Source organism: Microbispora cellulosiformans (assembly GCF_008728085.1).
GTDB classification, from domain to species: Bacteria; Actinomycetota; Actinomycetes; order Streptosporangiales; family Streptosporangiaceae; genus Microbispora; species Microbispora amethystogenes.
On record NZ_VYTZ01000010.1, the window covers coordinates 192,956 to 218,742 of the forward strand.

18 protein-coding genes are annotated in these 25,787 nt (G+C 72.4%); 13 read left to right on the plus strand and 5 right to left on the minus strand.

Translation table 11 applies throughout. The annotated features are described in order from the left end of the window. A partial coding sequence (locus F5972_RS26650; protein WP_225311896.1) for an FAD-binding oxidoreductase occupies positions 1-1,312 on the minus strand: 1,312 nt, incomplete at its 3' end. A gap of 208 nt (positions 1,313-1,520) precedes the next feature. On the opposite strand from F5972_RS26650, the gene F5972_RS26655 reads away from it, so the two are divergent. The 8 genes from F5972_RS26655 to holA all read left to right on the plus strand — a co-directional run bounded on the left by F5972_RS26655 (position 1,521) and on the right by holA (position 14,890). Continuing rightward, entirely contained in the window at positions 1,521-5,021 is a 3,501-nt protein-coding gene (locus F5972_RS26655) for a BTAD domain-containing putative transcriptional regulator (protein WP_191910322.1), read from the plus strand. A gap of 102 nt (positions 5,022-5,123) precedes the next feature. After that, a complete protein-coding gene (gene hflX, locus F5972_RS26660) occupies positions 5,124-6,527 on the plus strand; it encodes a GTPase HflX (protein WP_225311898.1) in 1,404 nt (467 codons plus the stop codon). A gap of 490 nt (positions 6,528-7,017) precedes the next feature. After that, positions 7,018-8,226 (plus strand): imidazolonepropionase, encoded by a 1,209-nt coding sequence (gene hutI / locus F5972_RS26665; RefSeq protein ID WP_150937044.1) that lies wholly within the window; start codon positions 7,018-7,020, stop codon positions 8,224-8,226. Positions 8,227-8,300: 74 nt separating this feature from the next. Beyond that, positions 8,301-9,155: a DegV family protein gene (locus F5972_RS26670; RefSeq protein ID WP_150937045.1), complete on the plus strand. Its 855-nt coding sequence runs from the start codon at positions 8,301-8,303 to the stop codon at positions 9,153-9,155. Positions 9,156-9,330: 175 nt separating this feature from the next. Further along, complete coding sequence (locus F5972_RS26675) at positions 9,331-10,365, plus strand: ComEA family DNA-binding protein (protein WP_225311900.1); 1,035 nt, start codon at positions 9,331-9,333, stop codon at positions 10,363-10,365. Positions 10,366-10,556: 191 nt separating this feature from the next. Beyond that, positions 10,557-13,046 (plus strand): ComEC/Rec2 family competence protein, encoded by a 2,490-nt coding sequence (locus F5972_RS26680; RefSeq protein ID WP_225311901.1) that lies wholly within the window; start codon positions 10,557-10,559, stop codon positions 13,044-13,046. 513 nt (positions 13,047-13,559) lie between these two features. Continuing rightward, on the plus strand, positions 13,560-13,847 hold the full coding sequence (locus F5972_RS26685) for a hypothetical protein (protein WP_150937050.1): 288 nt from the start codon (positions 13,560-13,562) through the stop codon (positions 13,845-13,847). A gap of 77 nt (positions 13,848-13,924) precedes the next feature. Next, positions 13,925-14,890 carry a DNA polymerase III subunit delta gene (gene holA / locus F5972_RS26690; protein ID WP_225311902.1) on the plus strand — a complete coding sequence of 322 codons (966 nt, stop codon included), beginning with the start codon at positions 13,925-13,927 and terminating at the stop codon, positions 14,888-14,890. 216 nt (positions 14,891-15,106) lie between these two features. Here holA and rpsT read toward each other — a convergent pair whose 3' ends face one another. Both rpsT and F5972_RS26700 read right to left on the minus strand, forming a co-directional pair. Continuing rightward, positions 15,107-15,379, minus strand: a complete 273-nt coding sequence (gene rpsT, locus F5972_RS26695; RefSeq protein WP_150937054.1) for a 30S ribosomal protein S20 — start codon at positions 15,377-15,379, stop codon at positions 15,107-15,109. Between the two features lie 138 nt (positions 15,380-15,517). Continuing rightward, entirely contained in the window at positions 15,518-16,597 is a 1,080-nt protein-coding gene (locus F5972_RS26700) for a glycoside hydrolase family 18 protein (protein WP_191910323.1), read from the minus strand. 112 nt (positions 16,598-16,709) lie between these two features. On the opposite strand from F5972_RS26700, the gene lepA reads away from it, so the two are divergent. The 3 genes from lepA to F5972_RS26715 all read left to right on the plus strand — a co-directional run bounded on the left by lepA (position 16,710) and on the right by F5972_RS26715 (position 21,417). Next, entirely contained in the window at positions 16,710-18,563 is a 1,854-nt protein-coding gene (gene lepA / locus F5972_RS26705) for a translation elongation factor 4 (RefSeq protein ID WP_150937055.1), read from the plus strand. Between the two features lie 69 nt (positions 18,564-18,632). Beyond that, positions 18,633-19,280: an MOSC domain-containing protein gene (locus tag F5972_RS26710; RefSeq protein WP_150937057.1), complete on the plus strand. Its 648-nt coding sequence runs from the start codon at positions 18,633-18,635 to the stop codon at positions 19,278-19,280. 475 nt (positions 19,281-19,755) lie between these two features. Further along, positions 19,756-21,417, plus strand: a complete 1,662-nt coding sequence (locus F5972_RS26715) for a cellulose binding domain-containing protein (RefSeq protein WP_225311903.1) — start codon at positions 19,756-19,758, stop codon at positions 21,415-21,417. Between the two features lie 59 nt (positions 21,418-21,476). Here F5972_RS26715 and F5972_RS26720 read toward each other — a convergent pair whose 3' ends face one another. After that, positions 21,477-22,733, minus strand: a complete 1,257-nt coding sequence (locus F5972_RS26720; protein WP_150937059.1) for a glycoside hydrolase family 18 protein — start codon at positions 22,731-22,733, stop codon at positions 21,477-21,479. A gap of 553 nt (positions 22,734-23,286) precedes the next feature. Between F5972_RS26720 and F5972_RS26725 the strand changes: the two genes are divergently transcribed. Next, positions 23,287-23,589, plus strand: coding sequence for a hypothetical protein (locus F5972_RS26725; RefSeq protein WP_150937061.1), 303 nt, complete (start codon positions 23,287-23,289; stop codon positions 23,587-23,589). A 64-nt stretch (positions 23,590-23,653) separates the two neighbouring features. After that, on the plus strand, positions 23,654-24,874 hold the full coding sequence (gene hemW, locus F5972_RS26730) for a radical SAM family heme chaperone HemW (protein WP_150937064.1): 1,221 nt from the start codon (positions 23,654-23,656) through the stop codon (positions 24,872-24,874). Here the strand turns inward: hemW and F5972_RS26735 are convergent. Continuing rightward, positions 24,871-25,686 (minus strand): DUF3097 domain-containing protein, encoded by an 816-nt coding sequence (locus tag F5972_RS26735; protein ID WP_150937065.1) that lies wholly within the window; start codon positions 25,684-25,686, stop codon positions 24,871-24,873. The genes hemW and F5972_RS26735 overlap by 4 nt on opposite strands. Positions 25,687-25,787: the final 101 nt, after the last annotated feature.

The following is a 25,787-nucleotide window of genomic DNA, read 5'->3' on the forward strand; positions in this document are numbered from 1 at the left end:
GCTTGATCTCGCGCAGGCGAGCCAGGACCTCGGCGGGAAAGGCGGACGCCGCCGGCTCGCCATGACCGAGGAAGGTGAAGGGCCTGCGGCCGCTCGCGGCCCCCGCCACCGCCGCGGCGACGGCCGACTGCCGCTCCCGGATCGCCTCCTCCATGCCGGGCGCCGCGAGCACGCCGAGCGCGCTCAGCAGGTACGGCTCCGCGATGTGGCCGCAGGCCCCGCCCTTCTCGTCCACCCGGGCGAGCGCCCCGCCGAGGTGGCGGATCTGCACGGAGGCGAGCGGCGCGACGGTGCCGGGCCCGGCGGCGGCGAGCATCGCCGCCGCGGTGGCGTCGTCCAGCCCGTGGAGCAGTTCGGCGCGCAGCAGCGCGGGCGTCGGATCGGTCGGCTCCGCGCAGATGTCCGCGAGGTTCGCCACCGGCATCCGGCCGCGCGTGTCGAAGATCGGGCCGGGAATCCGGTCGAACCGGTGCAGCAGGGCCCGCGCCTCCTCCGGGTCGCCGAGGTAGGTGACGTCGACTGTCACCGCCGACAGGCCGCGCAGCGGCTCGGGCAGCTCGGGCAGCGGCGGGAACTGCAGCAGGTGGAACCAGACGGTCAGTTCCTCGGGCGCCTCCGCCGTGACGGCGCGGAAGGCGGCCAGCACCTCCGCGGCCCGCCTCGCCGGCCACAGGATCCGCCCGCCGTACAGCACGGGCGCCGGGTGCAGGTCGAGCTCCATCGCGGTCACCACGGCGAAGTCGCCGCCGCCGCCGCGCAGCGCCCAGAACAGCTCCGGGTCGCTGCCCGCCGTGACGGTCGCCTGCTCGCCGGAGGCGTCCACGACCTCGAAGGCCCGCACGCTGTCGGCGGCGAAGCCGTATTTGCGCCCGAACCAGCCCAGGCCGCCGCCCAGGGTGAAGCCGGTGGCGCTGACGACTCCCGTGCTGCCCGCCAGCGGCGTCAGCCCGTGCTCTCCGGCCGCCGTCAGCACCTCGCCCCAGGAGACACCGGCCTCCACCCGCGCCGCCCGCTCCCCGGGCCGTACGGTGAGCCCCCGCAGGTTCCCCGTACGCAGCAGGATCGCGTCGTCGAAGGCGGCGGGAGCGTGCCCGTTCGGCTGGGTGGCGACGCGCAGCCCGGCGAGCCCCGCGTAGCCGACCACGGCCGCGACGTCCTGGGCGTCCCGCGCCTCGACGACCGCCGCGACCCGCTGGTCGACGGCCAGGTCCCAGGGGCGGCGGGCGCCGTCGAAGCCCTCGTCGCCGCGCGTCAGCACCCGGCCGCGCACCACCCGGCGGAGATCGGCGCCGAGCGCCTCGATCTGGTTCATGTCTTCCCCTCCACATGTGTGGGTTCCTCGTGCGGAACCACCCTGCGGAACCACCGTGGAACACGGGGATTGGGGCGGGTATGAGCGCCGCTTGAAGACCGTCCAAGTCGCACCCAAGTGCCGTCCCGAATGGACCGTTCCGGTTGGGCCTGTCCCGGCTTTACGCTTACACGCGGCGGTCACAGGAGAGCGATCGGAGCACGTCGTCATGAACTCGCTGTCCTTCCGGCTGCTCGGCCCCTTCGAGGTGATCGACGGCGACGGCCGGGTCCTCGACCTCGGCCCGCGCAAGCAGCGGGCGGTGCTCGCCGTGCTCGCCCTGGACCCCGGCAGGATCGTCTCCCTCGACCGGCTGATCGACGAGCTGTGGGCCGGCGAGCCGCCCTCCAGCGCCACCGCGACGCTCCAGTCGTACGTCTCGAACCTGCGTAAGGCGCTGGAGCCGGGACGCAGGCCGCGCACGCCCCCGGCCGTGCTGCTCACCCGCGAGCCCGGCTACCTGCTGTCGGTCGCGCCGATCCAGGTCGACCTGGCGCGCTTCGTCTCCTGGGTGGAGAACGGCCGCAAGGCGCTCGGCCGGCGCGAGCACGCCGCCGCGCTCGGGCTGCTCGACCGCGCGCTGGAGACCTGGCGGGGCGAGCCGCTCGCCGAGTTCGCGGCCTACGAGTTCGCCCAGCCCGTCATCGCGCGCCTGGGCGAACTGCGGGCGGTGGCGGTCGAGGACCGGTTCGACGCCAGGCTCGCGATGGGCGACGGCGCCTCCTGCGTGGCCGACCTGGAGCGGCTGGTCGAGGCGTACCCGTACCGCGAGCGGCTGTGGAGCCTGCTCGTCCTCGCCCTCTACCGGTCGGGCCGGCAGACCGACGCGCTCGGCGCGCTCCGCCGGGTGCGCGCGCTGCTCGACGAGGAGATGGGCCTCCAGCCCGGCCCGGAGCTGCGGCGGCTGGAGCAGGCCGTGCTGGAGCAGTCGGCGGCCCTGGACGCGCCCACGCCCCCGGAGGCGGCCCTGAACGCGCCCCCGCAGGCGTCCTTCGAGCAGGCATCGTCGCGGCAGCCGCCGTCCTCGCAGGGACCGTCTGAGCAGGGAGCGGCTGAGCAGGGAGCGGCTGAGCAGGGGGTGGCTGAGCAGGGAGCGCCCGCGGAGGGAACGTCCCTGCGGACGTCCTCCTGGCACGTGGTGTCCCAGCCGGCCCCCGAGCCGGCGCCGCCCGTGGCGTCGCCGTACGGGGCGTTCATCGCGCGCGAGCAGGAGCTCGCCCGTCTCGGCGAGCGGCTCGGCGCCGTACGGCGGGGACGCGGCGGCGTGCTGCTGGTGACCGGCGAGGCGGGGATCGGCAAGACCAGACTCGCCCAGCTCGCCGCCGAGGAGGCCGAGGCACGCGGCGTCGCGGTCGTCTGGGGCCGGTGCGTGGAGGCCGAGGCCGCCCCGCCGTTCTGGCCGTGGCTGCAGGCGCTGCGCGAGCTGGGGGAGCGGGGCCGGGCCGCGGCGCGGCTCCTCGCGGGCGAGGGCGCCGACGCCCCCGCCGACCCCGAGGCCGCGCTCTTCGAGCTGTACGAGGGAGTGCTGGCCGCGCTCGCGCGGTCCGGCACGCCGACGCTGGTGGTGCTGGACGACCTCCACGCGGCCGACGCGGCCTCGCTGCGGCTGCTCGGCTTCCTCGCCTCCGAGCTGCACCGCAGGCCAGTGCTGGTGCTGGCCACCGTACGGCCGGAGCCGGGCAGGGAGCCCGAGCGACTGCGTGACGCCCTCGCGGCCCTCACCCGCGAGCCCGGCACAGAACGCCTCACCCTCAGGCCGTTCACCCCGGAGGACGTCGTGGCGTTCCTGCGGCGGCACGACGTGACCGACCCCGCGCTCGCCGGCCTGCTCTACCGGCGCACCGGCGGCAATCCCTTCTATCTCGGCGAACTGCTGCGGCTGCTCGGCAGCGAGCACCGGCTCGACGCCGCCTCGCTGGGCGTGCCCGAAGGCGTCATGGAGGTCATCGGGAGGAGGGTCGCGCGGCTGCCCGGGCCCACCACGGAACTGCTGCGCCGCGCCGCCGTCCTGGGCCGCGACGTCAGCCTCGACGTGCTGGAGGCGCTCACGCGGACCCCCGCCGAGGAGGTGATGTCGCTGCTGGAGCCCGCCGTCGCCGTGGGCATCCTGGCCGAGGCGCCGGACGGCTTCGACTACCGCTTCTCGCACGCGCTGGTGCGCGACGCGCTCTACGCCGGGCTCGGCCGCCTCGACAAGGCCCGGCTCCACCTGCACGTGGCGGAGGCCCTGGAGTCCCTGCCGACGACGCTGCCCGCGGGCGACGGGACGGCGCGCCTGCCCGTCCTCGCCCACCACTTCGCCATGGCCGCGCGGGTCGGCGGCGCCGACAAGGCCGTCGACTACGCCGCCCGGGCGGCCAGGCAGGCCACCGCGCAGCGCGCGTACGACGAGGCGGTCGAGCTGTGGGACAAGGCGCTGCTCGCCCTCGGCAGGCGCGACCCGGCCCGGCGGTGCCGCCTGCTGATCGAGCTGGGCCGGTCGCTGCGCGTCGTCGGGGACGCCCTGCGGGCACAGGCGGCACTCGAGGAGGCCATCCGGCTGGCGGAGGACACCGGCGACCGGACGGCCCTGGTGGAGGCCGTGGCGGTGTTCGGCACCCTCAGCGTCTGGAACTGGCGGTCGTACGGAGTGGTCGACGACCACACGGTCGCCCTGCTCGAGAAGCTGCTGGCGGGCCCGCTGGACGACGCCCACCGGGCGGCGCTGCTCGGCACCCTCGGCATCGAGCTCAACTACGGGCCGCGCCGGGCGGAGGGCGAGGCGATGGTGGTGGAGGCCCTGGAGATCGCCCGGAGGATAGGCGACCCCGCCCTGCTCCTCCAGGTGCTCAACAATTACATGATCGCGTCCTGGGTGCCGGAGCGGGAGGACGAGCGCCGCCGCGCCGCCGACGAGATGCTCGCGGTGCCCGATCTTCCCGCCGCGGCCGAGGTCGTGGCCCGGGTACGCCGGATGTCGTGCCTGTTCAGGGAGGGGGAGCTGACCGCGTGGGGCCGGGATCTGGCCCGCGCCGAACATCTGCTGAAGGAGGTCAGGAGCGCCGAGCTGACGGCCATGGTGCGCATCGCCCAGGCGGCGCGGCTGACCCTGGAGGGCCGCTGGGACGAGGTCGAAGACCTCGTCGCCGAGCTCGGCGAGGTCTTCGGCGACAGCAGCATGTGGGGCCTCGGCAACGTGCGGCCGACCATGCTCTACACCTGCCGGCGGGGCCAGGGCAGGGTCGCCGAGATCCTCGACGAGATCGTCAGGGCGGCGGCGCAGCCGCACAACGACCCGCTGCGTCCCCTGGCCGTGCTCGCGGCTCTCGACGTGGGCGACCGCGAGCTGGCCGAGAGCCTGATCGCCCGATGGGGCACGACGATCCCCGACGACTGGTCGGGGGAGTTCGTCGCCGTCGTCTGGTCGTACGTGGCGGCTCAGCTCGGCGTCCCCGATCCCTCTGGCCTGTACGACAGGCTGGCGCCGTACGGGGACCGGCTGGCCCTGCACGGCCACGGCACGGCCGGCTGGGGCTCCATCCACCAGGCCCTGGCGCTGCTGGCGGAGGCGATGGGCGACCGCGAAAGGGCCCTGGACCACGCGCGCCGGGCCCACGAGACCCACGTCCGCCTGAAGCTCGGTTACTGGGCCGGGCAGAGCGCGCGACTCCTGGATCGGCTCCGGGCATAAGGGAGTGCGTCGCTCCCGGGCCTCGTGTCACCATCGACAGAAGACGTCCGTGCGGGAAGGCATCGGGGCGTCCGACTGTTCTGTCTAGTAGAGATGACATATATGCGATACGAGCCCGAAGACCTCGCCGTGGGCGATTACGACCTGGAAGAGCGCCAGGCGCTCCGCCGCGTGGTGGGTCTGTCGACAGAGCTCGAAGACATCACCGAAGTCGAATACCGCCAGCTCCGTCTGGAGCGCGTCGTGCTGGTGGGCGTCTGGGCGGGCGGCACCGCCGCGGACGCGGAGAACTCGCTGCAGGAGCTGAAGCTCCTCGCCGAGACCGCCGGATCCCAGGTGCTGGAGGGTCTGATCCAGCGCCGCGACCGGCCCGACCCCGCCACCTACATCGGTTCCGGCAAGGCGGTCGAGCTGCGTGACATCGTGGCCGCCAGCGGTGCCGACACCGTGATCTGCGACGGCGAGCTGACCCCCGGCCAGCTCCGCCAGCTCGAAGAGGTCGTCAAGGTCAAGGTCATCGACCGGACCGCGCTCATCCTCGACATCTTCGCGCAGCACGCCAAGAGCCGCGAGGGCAAGGCCCAGGTCGAGCTGGCGCAGCTGCAGTACCTGCTGCCGCGCCTGCGCGGCTGGGGTGGCAACCTGTCACGTCAGGTCGGCGGCCGGGCCGCCGGCGGCGTCGGCATCGGCGGCCGCGGCCCCGGCGAGACCAAGATCGAGCTGGACCGGCGGCGGATCCGCGAGCGCACGGCCAAGCTGCGGCGGCAGATCAAGGAGATGTCCACCGCCCGGCAGACCATGCGGCACCGCAGGCAGGCCCGCGAGGTGCCCGGGGTGGCGATCGCCGGATACACCAACGCCGGCAAGTCGTCGCTGCTCAACCGGCTGACCGGCGCGGGCGTGCTGGTCGAGGACGCCCTGTTCGCGACCCTCGATCCCACCGTGCGGAAGGCGCGCACGCCCGAGGGCCGGCTGTTCACGCTGGCCGACACCGTCGGGTTCGTCCGGCACCTGCCCCACCAGCTCGTCGAGGCGTTCCGCTCGACGCTGGAGGAGGTGGCCGACGCCGACCTGATCCTGCACGTGGTGGACGGATCGCACCCCGACCCCGAGTCGCAGATCGCGGCCGTCCGCGAGGTGCTGGCGGAGATCGAGGGCGCCCGGGACATCCCGGAGATCATCGTCGTCAACAAGGCCGACGCCGCCGACCCGGTCGTGCTGACCCGGCTGACCATGAAGGAACGGCACAGCATCGTCGTCTCCGCCCGCACCGGGGCCGGGATCGGCGAGCTGATGGCGATGATCGAGCGCGAGCTTCCCCGCCTCGACCACGAGGTCAGGATGCTGGTGCCGTACGACAGGGGCGACCTCGTCGCGCGGGCGCACAGCGAGGGCGAGGTGTTGTCGCTGGAGCACACCGGCGACGGCACGGTCCTGCACGCGCGGGTCCTCGCCGACCTGTACGCGGAGCTCGACAGGGTGGCGAAGCCCGTCGAAACCGTCTGATCCGGTCCGGATCGCTCCGATCCGGACCGCCTGATCCGCGCCTTTTCTGGCGGGCCACCTCCGGCGTGTCGGTGGCCCGTCAAGGCATGCCCTTGGTACGATAAGGAAAGCCCAATGGGACCTTATGGTACGGGTGGAATATGTCTCCAGGCAGCGTGGTCACCCATCCGCAGGCGCTCGTGGACAAGCAGGTCGGAGCCGGGCATCCGAACCTCGCCGCGGCGCGTGAAACTTCTGGTATGTCTCGGTGCTCGCGAGGCTGACGTGGGTTCTTGTCGTTGACCCTGTACATCGAACCCACCCGTGAAATAACGTAACTGAACTGAATCGCCCGGGTTCGACACCCCGGCGGTAGTGTCATCGCACAACAACCCCGTGCGCGATGAGGCAGGAGACCCCCAATGACGTCCGAATACGAAGCGGACACGGCGGGCCCGGAGCCCACCGGCTGGGGCCGCTCGACGTCCAGGGGTGACCGGCGGGTGGTCGGATGACCGTTCGCCTTCTCACCAACATCGGCCGGCTGTGGACCGGGCACGATGTGTGCAGCAACGCCGCGATCCTGGTGCACAACGACCGCATCGCCTGGGTGGGCCGCGCCGCCGACCTCCCGCAGAGCGTCCCAGGGGTCGTCGACGACATCGTCGACGTCGACCACGTGGAGAACCTCGGCGGAGCCCTCGTCACGCCCGGCCTCATCGACGCGCACACCCATCCCGTTTACGCCGGCAACCGCTACGCCGAGATGGCGATGCGCTCCGGCGGCTCCAGCTCCTCGGCCATCGCGGCGGCGGGCGGCGGCATCGGCTCGACCGTCACCGTGACCCGCGGCACCGACCCCTGGACCCTGTGCAACGGCGTGCGGGAGCGGCTGCGCGAGTGGCTGCTCAGCGGCACCACGACCGTCGAGGCCAAGACCGGCTACCACCTGACCCGCGACGGCGAGCTCGCCGACGTGCGGCTCCTGCGCGAGCTCGAGAAAGAGCCGATGATGCCGCGGGTCCACGTCACGTTCCTGGCCGCCCACGTGGTGCCGCCGGAATACTTCGGCCGCCAGCGCGACTACGTCGAGGCGGTCGCCTCCTGGTGTGCGGACGCCGCCGGAGCCGGGGCCGACAGCGTCGACGTCTACTGCGACGACGGCCACTTCACCGCCGAGGAGGCCCGCTGGGTGCTGGCCTCAGGCCGCAACGTCGGGCTCCTGCCGCGTGTCCACGCGGGCGCGTACAACCGCCGCGGCGCCGTCCAGCTCGCCGCCGAGATGGGCTGCGCCTCCGCCGACCTGCTCCACCACGCCTCCGACGAGGACATCGCCCTCATGGCGAGGTACGGCGTGCCCGCGGTCGTGTGCCCGGGCGCGGCGCTCCAGGTGGGGCATCTCCCGCCGGTGCGCCGGATGCTGGCCCAGGGCGTGTCCGTGGCCCTCGGCAGCGACCACAATCCCGGCCACTGCGGCATCACCTCCATGTCCCTGGTGATCAGCCTGGCCGTGGCGGCGTTCGGGATGAGCGTCGGCGACGCTCTGCGGGCGGCCACGCTGGGCGGCGCCCAGGTTCTCGGCGCGCCGGACCGCGGCATCCTCGCTCCCGGCCGCCTCGCCGACATCGTGCAGTGGGACGCCGACCACGAGGGCGCCTTCGCCTGGTCGTTCGGTCTCAAGCCGCGGCGCGTCTGGCGGGGCGGCGTCCCCGTCCAGTGAAGCCGGTGCGGCGCGGTTCACGCGCGGGTTCCCAGGCGGGTTCCCGGGCGATCACCGCCGGGTAATCTCGCGATATGTCACCATCCGTCGCGGTCGTCACCGACTCCACGGCGTATCTCGGCGCCGAGGCGACCGGCAGATGGAACGTGACCGTCGTACCGGTCCAGGTGATCCTCGGGGGCCACGAGATCGACGACGTGACCCCGTTCGACGCCGGGCTTCTCACCCACGCCCTGCAGGGCCGCTCGCCGATCGTCACCTCCCGCCCGTCTCCCGAGCGGTTCGCCGAGGCGTACGAGCGGGCGGCCGCGGGCGGCGCCACCGAGATCGTCTCCGTCCACCTGTCCGGCGCGCTGTCCGGCACCGTCGACTCCGCCCGCCTCGCCGCCCGTGAGGCGCCCGTACCGGTGCAGGTGGTCGACAGCCGGTCGATCGCGATGGGACTGGGGTTGGCGGTTCTCGCCGCCGCGCGGGCGGCCGGAACCGGAGCCCTGGCCGTCGAGGTGGCCGCGGTGGCGAGCCGCACAGCCGCCGCCTCCGACACGGTGTTCTACGTCGACACGCTCGAATATCTCCGGCGCGGCGGACGCATCGGCCGCGTGGCCAACCTCCTGGGCTCGGCGTTGTCGATCAAGCCGCTGCTGCGCCTGGCCGACGGCGAGATCACCGTGCTGGAGAAGGTCCGCACCGCGAGCCGCGCCCTCGCCCGCCTGGAGGACCTGGTGGTGGAGGAGGCCGGCGAACGGCCGGTCGACGTCGCGGTGCAGCACCTGATGGCGGCCGAGCGGGCCGAGGCGCTCATGAAGGGCCTGACGGCTCGGCTGCCCCGGCTCGTACGGATGTGGGTGGTCGAGATCGGGCCGGTCCTCGGCGCCCACACAGGCCCCGGAGTGCTCGGCGTCACCATCGCCCCCGGCGCCGCGGACTGATCCACGCCAGACCCGCGGCCGCGCTTTCTCGTGCCGCAGGCGGCGTGTGTCCGGGGCGCGGCTTTCCGGGCTTACGGCGGCGTCACGCGGGCGGGGGAGCGGCAGGCCCGATGGTTGTCCACAGAACCGAGTTCGGGAGCCGCCGGGCGTCCTCCGCGTGTCTACCGTCCATGGCGTGCTGAGCAAGGAGTTTCGCGGAACCGCACGCGACGTCGCCGTCGGTGAGTCCCGGCTGCGCGGGCTGCTGCGACCGGCGGACCCGGTCCCGCCGTCCGCACGCCTGCGATCGGTGCCGTCCCCGCCCGGCCCGCCGCCGTCGTTCGGCGCCCCTCATCCGGTGGGGGAGGCCCGCGATCGTGATGACCGCGATCACCGGGGGACGGTCCTGCCGCCGGACGAGGAGGACGGCGAGCCGTACGCGCAACCCGTGCTGGAGCGGGCGTCGCTGGGCCGGGCTCTGGCGCGGATGGACCCGGGGGTACCGGGCCTGCGGATGCTGGTGGCCGCCGGTCTGCTCGCCGCCGTCGTCACCGGGGTGGTCGTGTGGCGGTCACGGGCGGTGGCCGAACCCGTCGCACCCCCGCTCCCGGCCGCCGCCAACCTGAAACTTGACCCAGGTGCGCCTCCCGCAGCGCCTCCGAACCCGGCAGCGGGCCGAGGTCCGGGCCTGGGTCCGGATCGGGACCAGGACTCGGTGCAGACCGGAGGGCCGGGCGCGACGGCCTACACGCCGGGGGCCGGTGGATTCGGCGGTCCGTCGTCCGGGCCGGCGGCGCGGGTCGTGGTCTACGTGACCGGCAAGGTCCGCAGACCAGGGGTGTTCGTCCTGCCGCCGGGCGCGCGGGTGGCGGACGCGATCGAGGCGGCGGGAGGCGTCCGCAAGGGAGCGAGCCCGGGCGGCGTCAACCTCGCCCGGCACGTGGTGGACGGCGAGCAGATCACCGTGGGGAGCCCGGCCCAGTCCGGCGCGGCGGCCGGCCCGGACGCGCCGCCGGGAGGGGCGGGGACGCCGGGAGGCGCAGTCGTCAACCTCAACACCGCCACCGCCGCGCAACTCGACGCGCTGCCCGGGGTCGGGGGTGTGATCGCGCAACGCATCGTCGACTACCGCGACGCCCGCGGGGGCTTCCAGAGCGTCGACCAGTTGAAGGACGTCCCCGGCATCGGGGAGAGGAAGTTCGCCGAACTCCGCGACAAGGTCACGGTCTGATGCCCGCCGAGCCTCCTCGCCGTCTCACTGCCGCGCGTCCGGCCGTTGCAGACCGGGCACCCTCCGCGGGGCGCCCCAGAGCGTCGTCCCCGGGGGACGACGCTGACGGGTCCGGCCTGCCCAGAGCCGGAGCCGGTGGCCGCGCCGGCCGAAGCAGCCCGGCAGGCCCGGGTCCGGTGGGTGCGGGTCCGGTGGGTGCGGGTCCGGCGGCTCTGGTGGCTCCGGCGCTGGCCTCGTGGCTCGCGGCGCTTGTGCTGCTGACCTGCCCGGTGGTCGCCGGGGCGACGGTGGCGCTGACCGCCGCCGTCGCGGCCGTCGCCCTCCGGACGGCGGCGTCCCGGCGACGGGGGCGAGGGGGAGGGCCGGGCACAGCCGCGAGGGCCGGTCTCGCCGTGCTGGCGTCCGTGGCGGCGACCGCGACCGTGGTGGCGTTCCGGGTGCACGAGGTGACGACCGGGCCGGTGCCGGACCTGGCCCGGCGTCAGGCGGCGGTCTCCGTGGAGGCGGAGATCACCGACGACCCGCGCATCCGGCCGCACCCGGGTGGCGTGACCCGTCGCGACATGGCCGTGGTGCGGGCGAGGGCGCTGCTCGTGTCGGCCACTCGGGAGCGGTATGCCGTGGACGTCCCCGTCGTGCTGCTCGGCCCCGCCGCCGGATGGCGCTCACTGCTGCCGAGCCAGCGGGTGCGGGTACGCGGAAGGCTGGGCCCGGCGCGGCCGGGTGAGCCGGTCGCGGCCGTGCTGCTCGTCCGCGGGCCGCCCGAGCCGATCGGCGGCCCGTCCGCCGTGCAGCGCGCGGCCGAGGTGCTGCGCGCGGGCCTGCGCGAGGCGAGCGACGTGCTGCCGGACGACCAGCGCGGCCTGCTGCCGGGCCTGGTCGTCGGCGATGTGTCCCGCATGGACGAAGAGGTGCGCCTCGACATGAAGACGGCGGGCCTCAGCCACCTCACCGCGGTATCCGGGACCAACCTCGCCATCGTGGCTGGTGCGGTGCTCACGCTGAGCCGCTTCGCCGGGCTGCCTCTCGCCGTCCGGGCGGTCGTCGCGGTCATCGCGATGATCGCCTTCTCGATCGTGGCCAGGCCGTCGCCCAGCGTGCTGCGAGCCCTCGTCATGGGCATGGTCGCGGCCGTCGCGCTCGGCACGGGCCGGACGAGGGACGGCGTGGCCGCCCTCTCCGCCACCGTGCTCGGACTCCTGGTGTTCGACCCAGGTCTGGCCCGCGAGTGGGGATTCGCGCTGTCGGTCTTCGCCACGGGCGGCATCCTGGTCCTCGCGCCGCGCTGGCGTGACCGTCTGCAGCGCCGTATGCCCCGTCTGCTCGCCGAGGCGCTGGCCGTGACGGTCGCGGCGCAGGCGGCGGTCACGCCGCTGCTGGTGCTGATGTCCGGGCGGCTCGATCTGGCCGCGATCCCGGCCAACCTGCTCGCCGAGCCCGCCGTCGCTCCAGCGACCGTGCTGGGGTTCGCCGCCGCGGTGACGGCGCCGATCAGTATGGATGTGGCCCGGTTGCTGGTGCGTCCGGCGGGATGGGCGGTCGGCTGGATCATCGCGGTGGCGGAGCGGGCCTCCGACCTTCCTTTCGCCGCCGCCGAGTGGCCGGGAGGAGCCCTGGGCCTGGCCGCGCTCGCGGCCATGGCTCTGCTGGGCTGGGCCGTCCTCCGGGGCCGTGCGCGCAGGCGCTTCGCGGCCGCGCTCGCGGCGGGGGCGCTGCTCACCGCTCTCGTGGCCGTGCCGGTGGTCTCGCCGTGGCCACCGCCCGGATGGCTGCTCGTCGCCTGCGACGTGGGCCAGGGCGACGCCCTGGTGCTGGCCGCCGGTCCGGGCCGGGCGGTGGTGGTGGACGCGGGACCGGCGCCCGGCCCTGCCAACCGCTGCCTGCGTGCCCTCGGCGTACGGCAGGTGCCGCTTGTCGTCCTGACGCATCCGCACCTGGATCACGTCGGCGGGCTCCCGGGGGTGCTGCGTGGCCGGTCGGTCGGCGCGGTGGTGGTCAGCCCGGGCCGGGTGCCGGAAGGGGAGGCTGGCCGGGTCTCCCGGCAACTCCAAGCGGCCCGGATCCCGGAGTGGCGGGCCGTGCGCGGCATGCGGTGGCGGTTCGGGCCCACCGAGATCACCGTTCTGGCGCCGGAGCCCGGCACCGCGCCCCAGGGCACCGGAGAGGGCTCGATCGCCAACAACGCCAGCGTCGTGCTGCTCGTCCGCTGGTCCGGTCCGCCGCCGACCGCCAGAGCCCATGTAGCCGAGGGTTCCTCGGTGGTGGAAGAGGCCTCGGTCACCAGGGGGGCGGGCGGGGCACAGACCGGCGGAGCGCCGGAGGGCGAGGGCGTTTCAGGGACGCCAGAGGATCAGGGAACGGCCCTGGGCACGGCCCTGCTCGCCGGGGATCTGGAGACGGAGGCACAGGAGGCCCTGCTGCGCGACGGCGTCCCCCGGGTGGACGTCTTGAAGGTTCCCCATCATGGATCGTCCAGACAGGTGCCGGCGTTCCTCGCCGCCACGGGGGCCCGGGCGGCCCTCGTCAGCGTCGGCGCGGTCAACGACTACGGGCATCCCGCCCAGGTGACGCTCCGCCGCCTGCGCGGGCTCGGCATGCGGCCCTACCGCACGGACCTGTCCGGAGACATCGCCGTCGTCGCCGCCCACGGCCATCTCGCCATAGTCGTACGCGGCAGATGACCGAGCACAGGCCCTGTGGCGCGCCGCCGAATCTTGAGGTCGGCTCAGGTGGGCCGCGCCGCTCGCCACGAAGATATCCGGTGGCAGGACAGGGCGCACCAGGCTGTGGAACTCCTCGATCGAGTGGGGCCGGACCTGCGAAACTCCAACCTCGTCACTTTACGGCTCAGGCTCGAAGCGTTCCCGTTCCGGTTGAGGCGCTGATTCGGCTGGGGTTCCGTGGGGTGAGCGTGGAGGGACCCGCGGGGCCGCTCTTTGATCCGCGCTTGCTTTCCTGCCCGGTGTCCTTGGGACGAGTGCGGGGATGGTGCCGGTGTGCGCTCGCCTGTCGGGGAGCGGGCGCGCACTCCAGGCACGACCCCGGCGGCGGAACCCGGAGAGCGCCGGCTCGTCCCGCCTGCCGACGTGGACGTGCCGTTCCTCCCCTGACCAGAACAGACGGAACCGAGCAGCCTCGCCAGAGCGACCTTAACGGAGAGTGACCAAGTGACGACACCGGTCAAGAGGATCACGATGTCCAAGCCATTCTGCGCCCTCGCCGGCGTGGGCCCCTACGCCATCGCCAAAGCCAACGAGGTCTACGAGGACATGGCTCTCCGCGGCCGCAGGCTCGTCGGCAGGATGACGAGGGAGGCCGCGCAGGAGTTCCAGGAGACGGCGCACGAGCTGGAGGACCTCTCCAGGACCGCTCGCCGCACGCAGGAGATGGAGGAGCGGGAGAAGGCCAGGGAGACCGCCACCCAGCAGACGCCGGCCACCCAGACGCAGGCCCGGAGCCGCGCCGCGGCCACCCGGGCCTAGCCGGGCGGCCTTTACCGTCGCGAACGTGCCGGGCGCCGGGTGTGCCGCCGCCCGGCCGGCGTGGCATGCTGCGTGCCATGGCGAACGCATCACCCGTGACCCTGGTCGTCGGCGACGAGGAGTTCCTGGCCGATCGGGCGGTCCGGGCCGTCGTGGCGGCGGTCCGCGCCGAGGACCCGGGGGCGGAGGTGCACGATCTCCAGGGGGGCAAGGTGGAGCCCGGGGAGCTGACCGGGCTCACCTCGCCCTCGCTGTTCGGCGACAGGTCGATCATCGTGATCCGCGCTGCGCAGGACCTGCCCAAGGACGTCGTCGCCGAGGTGGTGAAATACACCGCGCGCCCGGCCGACGAGGCGGTGCTGGTGCTGGCCCATCCCGGCGGGGTCAAGGGAAAGGCACTGGTCGACGGGGTGAAGAAGGCGGGCGCCGACGTCGTCACCGTGGCCAAGCCGACCAAGGCGGGGGAGCGGCTCGACTTCATCAAGGCCGAGGTCCGCAGGGAGGGCCGTACGATCTCGCCCGCCGCCGCTCAGGCGCTGCTCGACGCCGTGGGCAGCGACCTGCGGGAGCTCTCGGCGGCCTGCGGCCAGCTCGCGTTCGACACGCAGGGCAAGAACATCGACGAGGCGGCGGTCGCGAAGTACTACCGGGGGAGGGCCGAGGTCAGCGGCTTCACGATCGCGGACCTGGCCGTGGAAGGCCGGTTGGGTGAGGCGCTGGAGCAGGTCCGCTGGGCCCTGGCGACGGGCGTGGCGCCGGTGCTGATCGTCAGCGCCCTGGCGGGTGGCCTGCGCTCGCTCGCCAAGGTGGGAGGCGCGCCCCGCAACCTCAGGGGCGGCCAGCTCGCGAGTCATGTGGGCATGCCGCCGTGGAAGATCGACCGGGTCAAGCGCCAGCTCGGCGGCTGGGGCCCGGAGGGCATCTCCGCCGCCCTTCAGGCGGTCGCCGTCGCGGACGAGCAGGTCAAGGGAGGCGGCGCCGACCCGGGGTACGCGCTGGAGAAGGCCGTCCACACGATCGTCGCCAGCCGCACCGCCCGCTGACGCGCTCGCGGGCGGAGCGAGGCGACAGCCGGTCAACGGGGCCGGTCGACAGGGCCTCTCCTGTGGGCGGGATGCAGGCCTCACCGCGTGCCCCACTGGAGGAGGCCTCGATTGCGGGCCTCGTTGCGGGAAAAGGCCGGGGCGAGGGGCGGGAGCCGGAACGCGAAAACGCCGCATCTCCCGATCAGGGAAGATGCGGCGTGCGCTGGTGCGGAACTACTTGGCGGCCTGCAGAGCCGCGGCGCGCTTGGCGATCGCGGACTTGCGGTTGGCGGCCTGGTTCCTGTGGATCACGCCCTTGCTGACGGCCTTGTCGAGCTGCCGCGACGCGGCCTGGAGCGCGACGAGGGCGTCGTCCACGTTGCCCTGGTCGGCGGCCTCGCGGAACTTGCGGACCGCGGTCTTCAGGGACGACTTGACGGCCTTGTTGCGCAGCCGGCGCTTCTCGTTCTGCCGGTTCCGCTTGATCTGGGACTTGATGTTCGCCACGAAGAGAGCCTCAGTGTTAAGTCTCGGTCGGATGGGGCGCGCGGGCTCGTGAGAGGGCGCGCCACACGCAGTTGGACAGGATACCAACAGCCCGGGCCGTCGCTCAAATCCACGACGGCGGGCAGCCCTGCACCCATGTTATCGCGGCACGACCGCCGTGGTCCGCACATCGGCCCGCCCGAGCGACTCGGCGGACCCTCCGCCGGCTCCTCCGCGCACCCAGGCCGTCTCGTACTCCCTCCAGTCCTCCTCCGTGGCCGCGAAGTCGACGTACAGGGCCAGGCCGAACTCGGTGCGCGGCCCGTGCTCGCCGAGCGCGAGCCGGGCGCCCTCGGCCGCGGCCTCGACGCTCTCGGCCCAGTCGGCGTACGGGACGCCATGGTCGTGATAGGCGGGCGCACCGATGAGGAGGGTCTTGTCCTCGGGCACCAGGCCGAGCGCGAGCGAGGTCTGCCGCGCGACGTAGCCGCCGTAGAGGGAGCGCAGCGGCGTCCACGAGTCGTACGTCATGATCGCCACCTGGTCGGTGAGGCCGACTACCTGCCGGAAGTAGTCCGGCGTCCAGTATTTGTCGTGGCCGATCGCGAGACCGGTGGGGCCGCGCAGGCCGGGCAGCGGCTCGATCTGCTGGGTGGCGACCGACAGGAGCCGGGCGCCGATCGCCGCCCGCGTCTCCCGCAGCACGCCGAGGAACGGCCCGTCCCCGTCGGGCACGGGCTCGAAGTCGTAGTGGATCCCGTCGAACCCGACGGCGACCAGGTCACGGGCGCCCGCCACGATCCGGGCCCGCGCGGCCGGGTCGGCCAGGCTCAGGTGGGGCTTGCCGTTGTCGTTGACGGTCTGGCCGAGCCAGGCCGACACCCGGACACCGGGCACGTTCTTGCGCCACCATTTCAGGAAATTTCCGGCGTTGGCGTATCGGTCCGACGGCAGGCTCCCGTCGTACTTGAAGGGCCCGCTGTGGACGTACACGTCCCTGATCCCGCTCGCGCGCAGCCGTACGGCGAGGGCCCGCACGTCGGCCTCGGTGCGGCGGCCGTCCACCCAGGCGTGGCCCATCCACAGCGCGTCGTGCCCGGTGGTCCGGGTCCAGGCGGCGGGTGTCCCGGCGAACTGGACGCGCAGCGCGGCCGCCGCCGCGAGGCCGAGCGCGAGCGGGACGGCCGCGGCGAGGGCGGTCCAGCGGAGAACGCGTCTGATGGTCCGTCTGGTGGTCAAGGCAAGCACCCGGACATGCCACCATGGAGGGTGGCTGGTCCGCCAGCCGCGAGAGGGCCCGCCGGACGCGAGGCGAGGGCGGCCCGATCGACAGCAGTCAGTCGAAACCCGTATGACCACACCCTTGTTGAAACGGACTCCGGTGCGCACTCAGCCTGGCCAGACCGACCCCGCGTTGATCCGCAACTTCTGCATCATCGCGCACATCGACCATGGCAAGTCGACACTCGCCGACCGCATGCTGCAGCTCACCGGCGTGGTGGACGACAGGTCGATGCGTGCCCAGTACCTCGACCGCATGGACATCGAGCGGGAGCGGGGCATCACGATCAAGTCGCAGGCCGTGCGGCTGCCCTGGAACGGCCACGTCCTCAACATGATCGACACGCCCGGCCACGTCGACTTCACCTACGAGGTGTCGCGCTCGCTGGAGGCGTGCGAGGGTGCGATCCTGCTGGTCGACGCGGCGCAGGGCATCGAGGCCCAGACGCTGGCCAACCTCTACCTGGCCATGAACGCCGACCTGCACATCATCCCGGTGCTCAACAAGATCGACCTGCCCGCCGCGCAGCCCGACAAGTACGCCGAGGAGATCGCGGGCCTCATCGGCTGCGACCCCGGCGACGTGATGCGCGTGTCCGGCAAGACCGGTGTGGGCGTCAAGGAGCTGCTCGACCACGTCGTGGAGCACGTCCCGGCGCCGGTCGGCAACCCCGACGTCCCCGCCCGCGCGCTGATCTTCGACTCCGTGTACGACACCTACCGGGGCGTGGTGACGTACGTCAGGGTGGTGGACGGGCACCTGTCCAAGCGTGAGCGCGTGCTGATGATGTCGACGGTCGCCCAGCACGAACTGCTGGAGATCGGCGTCATCTCGCCGGAGCCCATGCCGTCCGACCGGGGTCTCGGCGTCGGCGAGGTGGGCTACCTGATCACCGGCGTGAAGGACGTGCGCCAGTCGCGGGTCGGCGACACGGTCACCAACGCGGTCAAGCCGGCCGCGAAGGCGCTGGGCGGCTACGAGCATCCGAAGCCGATGGTCTACTCGGGTCTCTATCCGATCGACGGCGACGACTACCCCGAGCTGCGCGAGGCCCTCGACAAGCTGCGGCTGAACGACGCCGCGCTCGTGTACGAGCCGGAGACGTCGGCGGCGCTCGGCTTCGGCTTCCGCTGCGGCTTCCTCGGCCTGCTGCACATGGAGATCGTGCGGGAGCGGCTGGAGCGCGAGTTCAACCTGTCGCTGATCTCGACGTCCCCCAACGTCATCTACCGGGTGATCATGGAGGACGGCAACGAGCACGTCGTCACCAACCCCTCGGAGTTCCCGGCCGGCAAGATCGGTGAGATCTACGAGCCGGTGGTGAAGGCCACGGTGCTCGCGCCGGCCGAGTTCATCGGGGCGATCATGGAGCTGTGCCAGGGCCGCCGCGGCCACCTCCAGGGCATGGACTACCTGTCGGAGGACCGGGTCGAGATCCGCTACACGCTGCCGCTCGGCGAGATCATCTTCGACTTCTTCGACCAGCTCAAGTCGAAGACCCGGGGGTACGCCTCGCTCGACTACGAGCCGTCGGGCGAGCAGGCGGCCGACCTGGTCAAGGTGGACATCCTGCTGCAGGGCGAGACCGTCGACGCCTTCAGCGCCATCGTCCACCGCGACAAGGCGTACGCCTACGGCGTGGAGATGGCCAAGAAGCTCAAGGAGCTGATCCCGAGGCAGCAGTTCGAGGTCCCGATCCAGGCCGCGATCGGCGCCCGCGTCATCGCCCGTGAGAACATCCGTGCGATCCGCAAGGACGTCCTCGCCAAGTGCTACGGCGGTGACATCAGCCGGAAGCGCAAGCTGCTGGAGAAGCAGAAGGAAGGCAAGAAGCGGATGAAGATGGTCGGCCGCGTGGAGGTCCCGCAGGAGGCCTTCGTCGCCGCCCTCTCGTCCGAGGCGCCGGACAAAACCAAGAAGTAGCTTTTTGCCTGGTTTCAAGACAACTTAATGAGATCGCGCGGAAACATGACCATCCGTTAACGTTTTGCCATGCGCATCCTCTCTGTGAACGTGGGCCGGGCGGTCGACGCCGAGTGGGCCGGCGACCTCCGGCGTACCGCCATCGACAAGCGCCGCGCCGAGGGGCGGGTCGCCGTACGCGAGAACGGCCTGGCGGGGGACGAGCGCGCCGACACCACCAACCATGGGCACCGGGACCAGGCGGTGTACGCGTACGCCCGGGAGGACTACGACTGGTGGGAGCCCCGGATGGGCCGCGACCTGCGCGACGGCCGGTTCGGGGAGAACCTCACGACATCGGGGGCCGACCTGACCGGGGCGCTTCTCGGCGAGCGGTGGCGGGTCGGCACCGCCGTCCTGGAGGTCACCTATCCCCGCATCCCCTGCGTCGTCTTCCGCAACTGGCTCGACGAGCGCGGCTGGGTCAAGCGCTTCACCGAGGCGGGCCGTACGGGAGCGTACTTCCGGGTGATCCAGGAGGGCGAGCTCGGCGCCGGCGACGAGATCGAGGTGCTGGACCGGCCCGCGGACGGCGTCACCATCGGCGAGTCGTTCCGGGCCTACCACGGGGACGGGGACCTGCTGCGGCGGATCCTCGGCCTGCCCGGCCACAGCGACAAGTGGGACAGGGTCGCCCGGCGCGTGCTCGGCAGCCGCACCGAGGCCACCAGCTCCTGATCGCCCGGCCCTGATCGCCTGGGCCCGACCCCGCGTCGCCTGATCGGCGCCGCTCTTCTGATCCCCGTCGTGGCATCGGGGGCGAGCCGGGCACGTACGCGCCCATGGGAGCCGCCGCGGAGCGCGCTATCTCGGCCGTACGGTGTGACGGCGGGCACGCGAGAACGCGACTCGGGCACCTCTCGCCCAGGTGGGCAGGAGGTGAAAGTTACAGCCCGTGCTCCGCGGCGGGATGACCCGTCGCGGGTTCCCGCGCCCAGATCAGGCCGGTGCTGGCCGGATCGTGCGCCGGCGTCGCCCGCGTGGGTGTCTTGACCGTTCTCCGTACATGGGATTGGCTCCGCGCCGTGGCGCCGTCCGTGGTGACCACCGGACCTTCGCCAAGGGGGATACGTCTGTGATCGGCGACGATCACTGGTTTTGTTAACGCTAACATCCCCGTCAGTTGAAGCGCACCCACTGAGGAGCGATGCCGATGGACAGGAAACGCATCCGCGCGAAGCTGGTCCCCGCCGTCACGGCGGCGCTGGCCCTCGCGTCGGGCGCCGTGGCGCTTACCACCGTGAGCCCGGCGCAGGCACTGGAGAACGGGGTGGCCAGGACCCCGCCGATGGGCTGGAACAGCTGGAACACCTTCGGCTGCAACATCAACGAGTCGCTGATCAGGGGGATGGCCGACGCCATCGTCAACAGCGGACTGCGTGACCTCGGCTACCAGTACGTGGTGGTCGACGACTGCTGGTTCAACCCCAACCGCGACTCGTCGGGCAACATCCAGGGCGACCCCTCCCGCTTCCCCAGCGGGATGAAGGCGCTCGGCGACTACCTGCACAACAAGGGCCTGAAGTTCGGCATCTACCAGGTGCCCGTGGACAAGACCTGCGCGCAGTACTTCAACAGCTACCCCGGCGCTACCGGCAGCCAGGGCCACGAGGCGCAGGACGCCCGGCAGTTCGCCGCGTGGGGCGTCGACTACCTGAAGTACGACTGGTGCTCCCCGAACGGCACGATCAACGACCAGGTCACGACGTTCGCGAAGATGCGCGACGCGCTGAAGGCGACCGGCCGGCCGATCGTCTACAGCATCAACCCCAACAGCATCCACTCGAAGACCGGCCCGCAGCGCAACTGGGGCGACGTCGCGAACATGTGGCGCACCACCGAGGACATCACGAACAAGTGGGACACCGGCCAGACCAACGGCTATCCCATGGGCATCCAGAACATCGTGAACGTCACCGTCCCGCTCGCCTCGTACGCCGGCCCCGGGCACTTCAACGACCCGGACATGATGGAGATCGGCCGGGGCGGCATGAACGACACCGAGATGCGCAGCCACTTCGCGCTCTGGGCGATGATGGCCTCCCCGCTGATCGCGGGCAACGACATCCGCTCCATGGACTCGGCGACGCAGACGATCCTCAAGAACAAGAACCTCATCGCCATCAACCAGGACTCGCTGGGTCTGCAGGCCACCCAGGTCTCCAACGACGGCACCCGCCGCGTACTCGCCAAGAAGCTCGCCAACGGCGACGTCGCGGTCGCCCTGTTCAACCAGGGCGGCTCGACCACCACGGTCTCGACGACCACCTCCGCCATCGGCAAGCCCGGCGGCACGGTGACGCTGACGGACGCGTGGACCAACGCGACCAGCACCACGAGCGGCACGATCTCCGCCAGCGTTCCGGCGCACGGCACCGTGGTCTACCGGGTCAGCGGCCCGGGGAGCAGCCCGAGCCCCAGCGCGAGCCCGAGCGCCAGCCCGAGTGCCAGTCCAAGTGTGAGCCCTAGCGTTAGTCCGAGCGCGAGCCCGTCGGCCTCGCCGTCGACGTCCCCGGTTCCCGGCGGATGCTCGGCGACGATCAAGACGATCAACAGCTGGGGTGGCGGGTTCCAGTCCGAGGTGACGGTGCAGGCGGGCAGCTCGGCGGTCAACGGCTGGACCGTCAAGTGGACCTGGCCGAGCGGCCAGAGCATCAGCAGCCTGTGGAACGGCCGGCAGAGCACGTCCGGTTCCTCGGTGACCGTCACCAACGAGACCTACAACGGCTCGATCGCGGCGGGCGCGTCCACGACGTTCGGCTTCACCGCCAACGGCAACGCGGCCACCCCCACCGCGACCTGCACCAGCCCCTGACCCTCTGACGGTACGGATGGGGGACCGGGGCGGGGGCAGCGCCCCGGTCCCCCATCCGCTCACCTGAGGACGGAGTAGAGGGCGGTGGTCAGGGAGGCCTTGGCGTCGTCCTGGTCGATGGACCAGAGCATGGAGCCGCCGAGGCCCTTGAGGCGGATGTAGGCGGCCTTCTGCAGCATGACCGCGGGGTCGTCGTACGACCAGAACTCATTGCCGTCGTAGAGCCACAGGGCGCCGGTGAGCAGGTCGCGGTGGCGCTTGCCGGGTTTGCCGGCGAGGTTCTTGTAGTCGTCGCTGCCGGCGGCCCAGGTGCCGGGCGCGGGCCCGGCGGCGGGGGCGTAGCGGCCGTCGCCGCGGGAGGTGACCCCGGTCCAGCCCTGGCCGTACGCGGGGACGCCGACGACGATCTTGCGGGCCGGCGCCCCGCGGCCGAGGTAGTCCCGTACGGTCTGGTCGACGCTGTATTTGACCGGGTTGGGGTCGCGGGGGTCGGTGAGCAGGTTGGCCTGGTGCCCGGTGCGGTTCTCCCACGAGCCGTGCAGGTCGTAGCCCTGAATGGTGGCGAAGTCGAGCAGGCCGAAGACCTTCTTCACCTCGAAGCCCGCGTCGATCTTGGCGGCCGCGGCCGGGAGGAAGGCGCTGAGCTCGGCGCGCCGGTCGTGGGCCCGCATCTGGCGGCGCAGTTCGGCCAGGAACAAGGTGAAGTTCTGCCTGTCCTCGGCCCGGATGACGTTGCCGTCGTTTCCGGCGGAGCCGGGCCATTCCCAGTCGAGGTCGATGCCGTCGAACACTCCGGCGGCGGCGCCGGTGGGCAGGCCGGGCAGGTTGCCCTTGAGCCACAGGTCGACGCAGGAGGCGGCGAGCGTGGCCCGTGAGGCGGGGGTGAGGACGGCGTCGGAGAAGTACTTCGATCCGGTCCAGCCGCCGAGGGAGATGAGGACCTTGAGGCCGGGGTGGCGGGCCTTGAGCTTCCTGAGCTGGCCGAGGTTGCCCTTGAGCGGCTGGTCGTCTGCGTCGGCGACGCCGTCGACGCTCTGCTCGGCGGGCACCGGGCGCTGCCAGTCGGCCCAGGGGTCGGCCGAATAGCAGGTGCCCTCCGGGCCGACGAAACCGAAGGCGTAGTTGAGATGGGTCAGCTTCGCCGCCGCCCCGCTGACGTCGACGTCCCGAACATGGAAGTTCCGGCCGTACACGCCCCACTGGATGAAGTACGCGACGCGCTTGTAGCCGTCCGCGCCCGTCGTGGCCTGGGCCTGGACCGGCGCGAGCCCGGCGGCCAGGGTGGCGGCGACCGCCACGGCGAGTGTCCTTCTCATGAGCACGCCGGCCTCCGGTGGGCGAACTTATAGGAAAGTTTCCTGATAATTGTCGCGATCGTAGACCGCGCTGATCACCCCGTCAACGGCACGGGTTCCACACCGCCAACTCCCCGGGGTCGGGCAACGGACGCACGACATCCACGGCGGCCGAGACGGGCACCGCTCATGAGGGCGGAGACCGCGCGCGCTCAGGCACGGGGAGGCGGCTGACGAGTTGGCATGCGCTTTGCTCCGCGGCCTGCGGCTGTACGGCAGACGGCGTCCGCCCGGCTGCTCGGGGCCGGCGGCCTGCGCATGCGGACCTGAGGGCCGTGCGCGATCGCCGTTCCTGTTCAAACTTTGGCCGGCATGCACCGGAAAAGTGCCTATCCCTCACACTGTTGAACGTTTCCGGAGTTGCCGAGCCACATTGGCGGATACCGTTGGAGTCGAAACTAGCGACAAAGTCAGACAAATCCCTACGGAAGCGCCGTATATGACACAAGAATCCGGCCCGGCAGGCACCGACGCCCGACGGTCGCTGGGGGTCCGGCGGCACAAGGGCGTTCGGGTGATTCTCACGCTTCTTCTCTGGGTCGCCCTTGTGGCGTTTCCGATCAGTCTTTCGTGGTCTATCGACGATCAGATCGACTGGCCGCTGCCCCTCCGGGACGTGATGGCCGTGGGCACCCGGCTTTCACCTATGGCGGCCCTTTTCTTCCTGGCGCCGAAGGTGTCCTACCGGCGGCGAGACTGTCTCATGTACCTGATCCCCTTTTACGGGGTTTTCGTATTTCCCTTCATAATCTTCTGGCGGATCGTCCGCCTGCCTCTGCGTGACTGGCCGTCGCGGCCCGACGAGCGTCCCACCTGACGGGCCTGTCCCGGTTCCGCCCTGGTCTGCCTCGGCAGGGTGCGACTGGCGGCAGACTGGAGGGGTGCCTTCCGTTCTTCCCGACGGCGATCCCGTCCCCGCGAGCGGCGCGCTGCCGCCCGGAGCCCTCGACGGGCTCGGCTCCCGTCCGTTCGGCTTCTACGTGCACGTGCCGTTCTGCGCGACGCGCTGCGGCTACTGCGACTTCAACACCTACACGGCCGCCGAGCTGGGCCCGGGCGCCGCGCAGCGCGACTACGCCGCCACCGCGATCGAGGAGGTGCGGCTGGCCCGGCGGGTGCTCGGGGACACCGCGCCGCCGGTCGAGACCGTCTTCTTCGGCGGTGGCACGCCGACGCTGCTGCCCGCCGCCGACCTCGTACGGATCCTGGACGCCGTCGCCGAGGAGTTCGGCCTGCGGCCGGGCGCCGAGGTGACGACCGAGGCCAACCCCGAGTCCGTCGACCCGACCTATCTGAAGGAACTGCGGGAGGGCGGCTTCACCCGCATGAGCTTCGGCATGCAGAGCGCGGGCGAGCACGTCCTCGCCGTCCTCGACCGGCGGCACACGCCCGGCCGCCCCGCCGAGGCCGTACGGGAGGCCCGCGCGGCCGGGTTCGAGCACGTCAACCTCGACCTGATCTACGGCACGCCGGGGGAGAGCGACGACGACTGGCGGGCCTCGCTGGAGGCCGCCCTGGCGGCCGGGCCCGACCACGTCTCGGCGTACTCCCTGATCGTGGAGGACGGCACCCGGCTCGCCGCCCGCATCCGGCGCGGCGAGCTGCCGATGCCCGAGGACGACGTGGCGGCCGACCGCTACCTCATCGCCGAGGAGGCCCTGACGGCCGCGGGCCTGAGCTGGTACGAGATCTCCAACTGGGCGGCGGGAGACGAGGCCCGCTGCCGCCACAACCTGCTCTACTGGACCGGCGGCGACTGGTGGGGGGTCGGCCCGGGGGCGCACAGCCACGTCGGCGGCACCCGCTGGTGGAACGTCAAGCACCCCGTGGCGTACGCCGCCCGCCTGGCTGAGGGGGCCTCGCCGGCGCACGCCCGCGAGGTGCTGACGGCGGAGGACCGGGCCGTCGAGCGCGTCATGCTGGAGCTGCGCCTCGCATCGGGCTTCCCGCTCGCCGACCTCGCCCCCGAGGCGCGTACGGCCTGCGCGCGGGCGCTGGGGAGCGGCCTGCTGGAGACCGAGGCGTTCAAGGCGGGCCGGGCCGTGCTCACGCTGCGCGGCCGGCTCCTCGCCGACGCGGTCGTACGCGACCTGACCCCCTAATCCGCCTGATCCGGGGCTGTCACGAAGTCGATGAGTTCCTCCACGCGGCCGAGCAGTTCGGGCTCCAGGTCCGCGAAGGTCGTGACGCGGCCGAGGATGTGCCGCCACGCCTCCTGGGGGTCCATCCGCCAGCCCAGGGCGGCGATCACGCCCTCCTTCCACGGCACGCCGCGCGGCACGTCCGGCCACGCCGGGATGCCGAGCGCCCGAGGCTTGACCGCCTGCCAGATGTCCACGAAGGGGTGCCCGACGACGAGCACGTCCGCGCCGGAGACCCGGGCGGCGATGCGGCTCTCCTTGGAGCCGGGCACCAGGTGGTCCACGAGCACGCCCAGCCGCCTGCCCGGCTCCGGGCCGAACTCCTCCACGATCGCGGGCAGATCGTCGACGCCCTCCAGGAACTCGACGACGACCCCCTCCACACGCAGGTCGTGGCCCCAGATCTTCTCGACCAGCGCGGCGTCGTGGACGCCCTCGACGTAGATGCGGCTCTCCTTGGCGACCTGGGCGCGCAGCCCCTCGACCGCGATCGACCCGGAGGCGCTCCGCAGCGGGCCGGACGGCCGCGCCTGGGGGCGGACCAGCGTCACCGGCCTGCCGTCGAGGAGGAACCCGGCGGGGGTCAGCGGGAACACCCGGCGCCGCCCGAAGCGGTCCTCCAGCGTCACGGCCTCCTTGTCGCAGTCCACCACCGCGCCGCAGAAGCGGCCCTCGGCGTCCTCGACCACGAGGTCGGGCTCGGCCGGGATCTCGGGGATCTGCCCCCGCCGTGGTCGCCGCCAGTCTCCGGAAAGCACGTCCCGCCCGTACATGCGGGGAACGCTAGCAAATCCCGGGCCGCCGGCTCGCCCGATGCGCCCGCAATCAAGTCGCGTTGCCCCTGATCGTCTCCTCGTTATCGCACGCCGAGCGG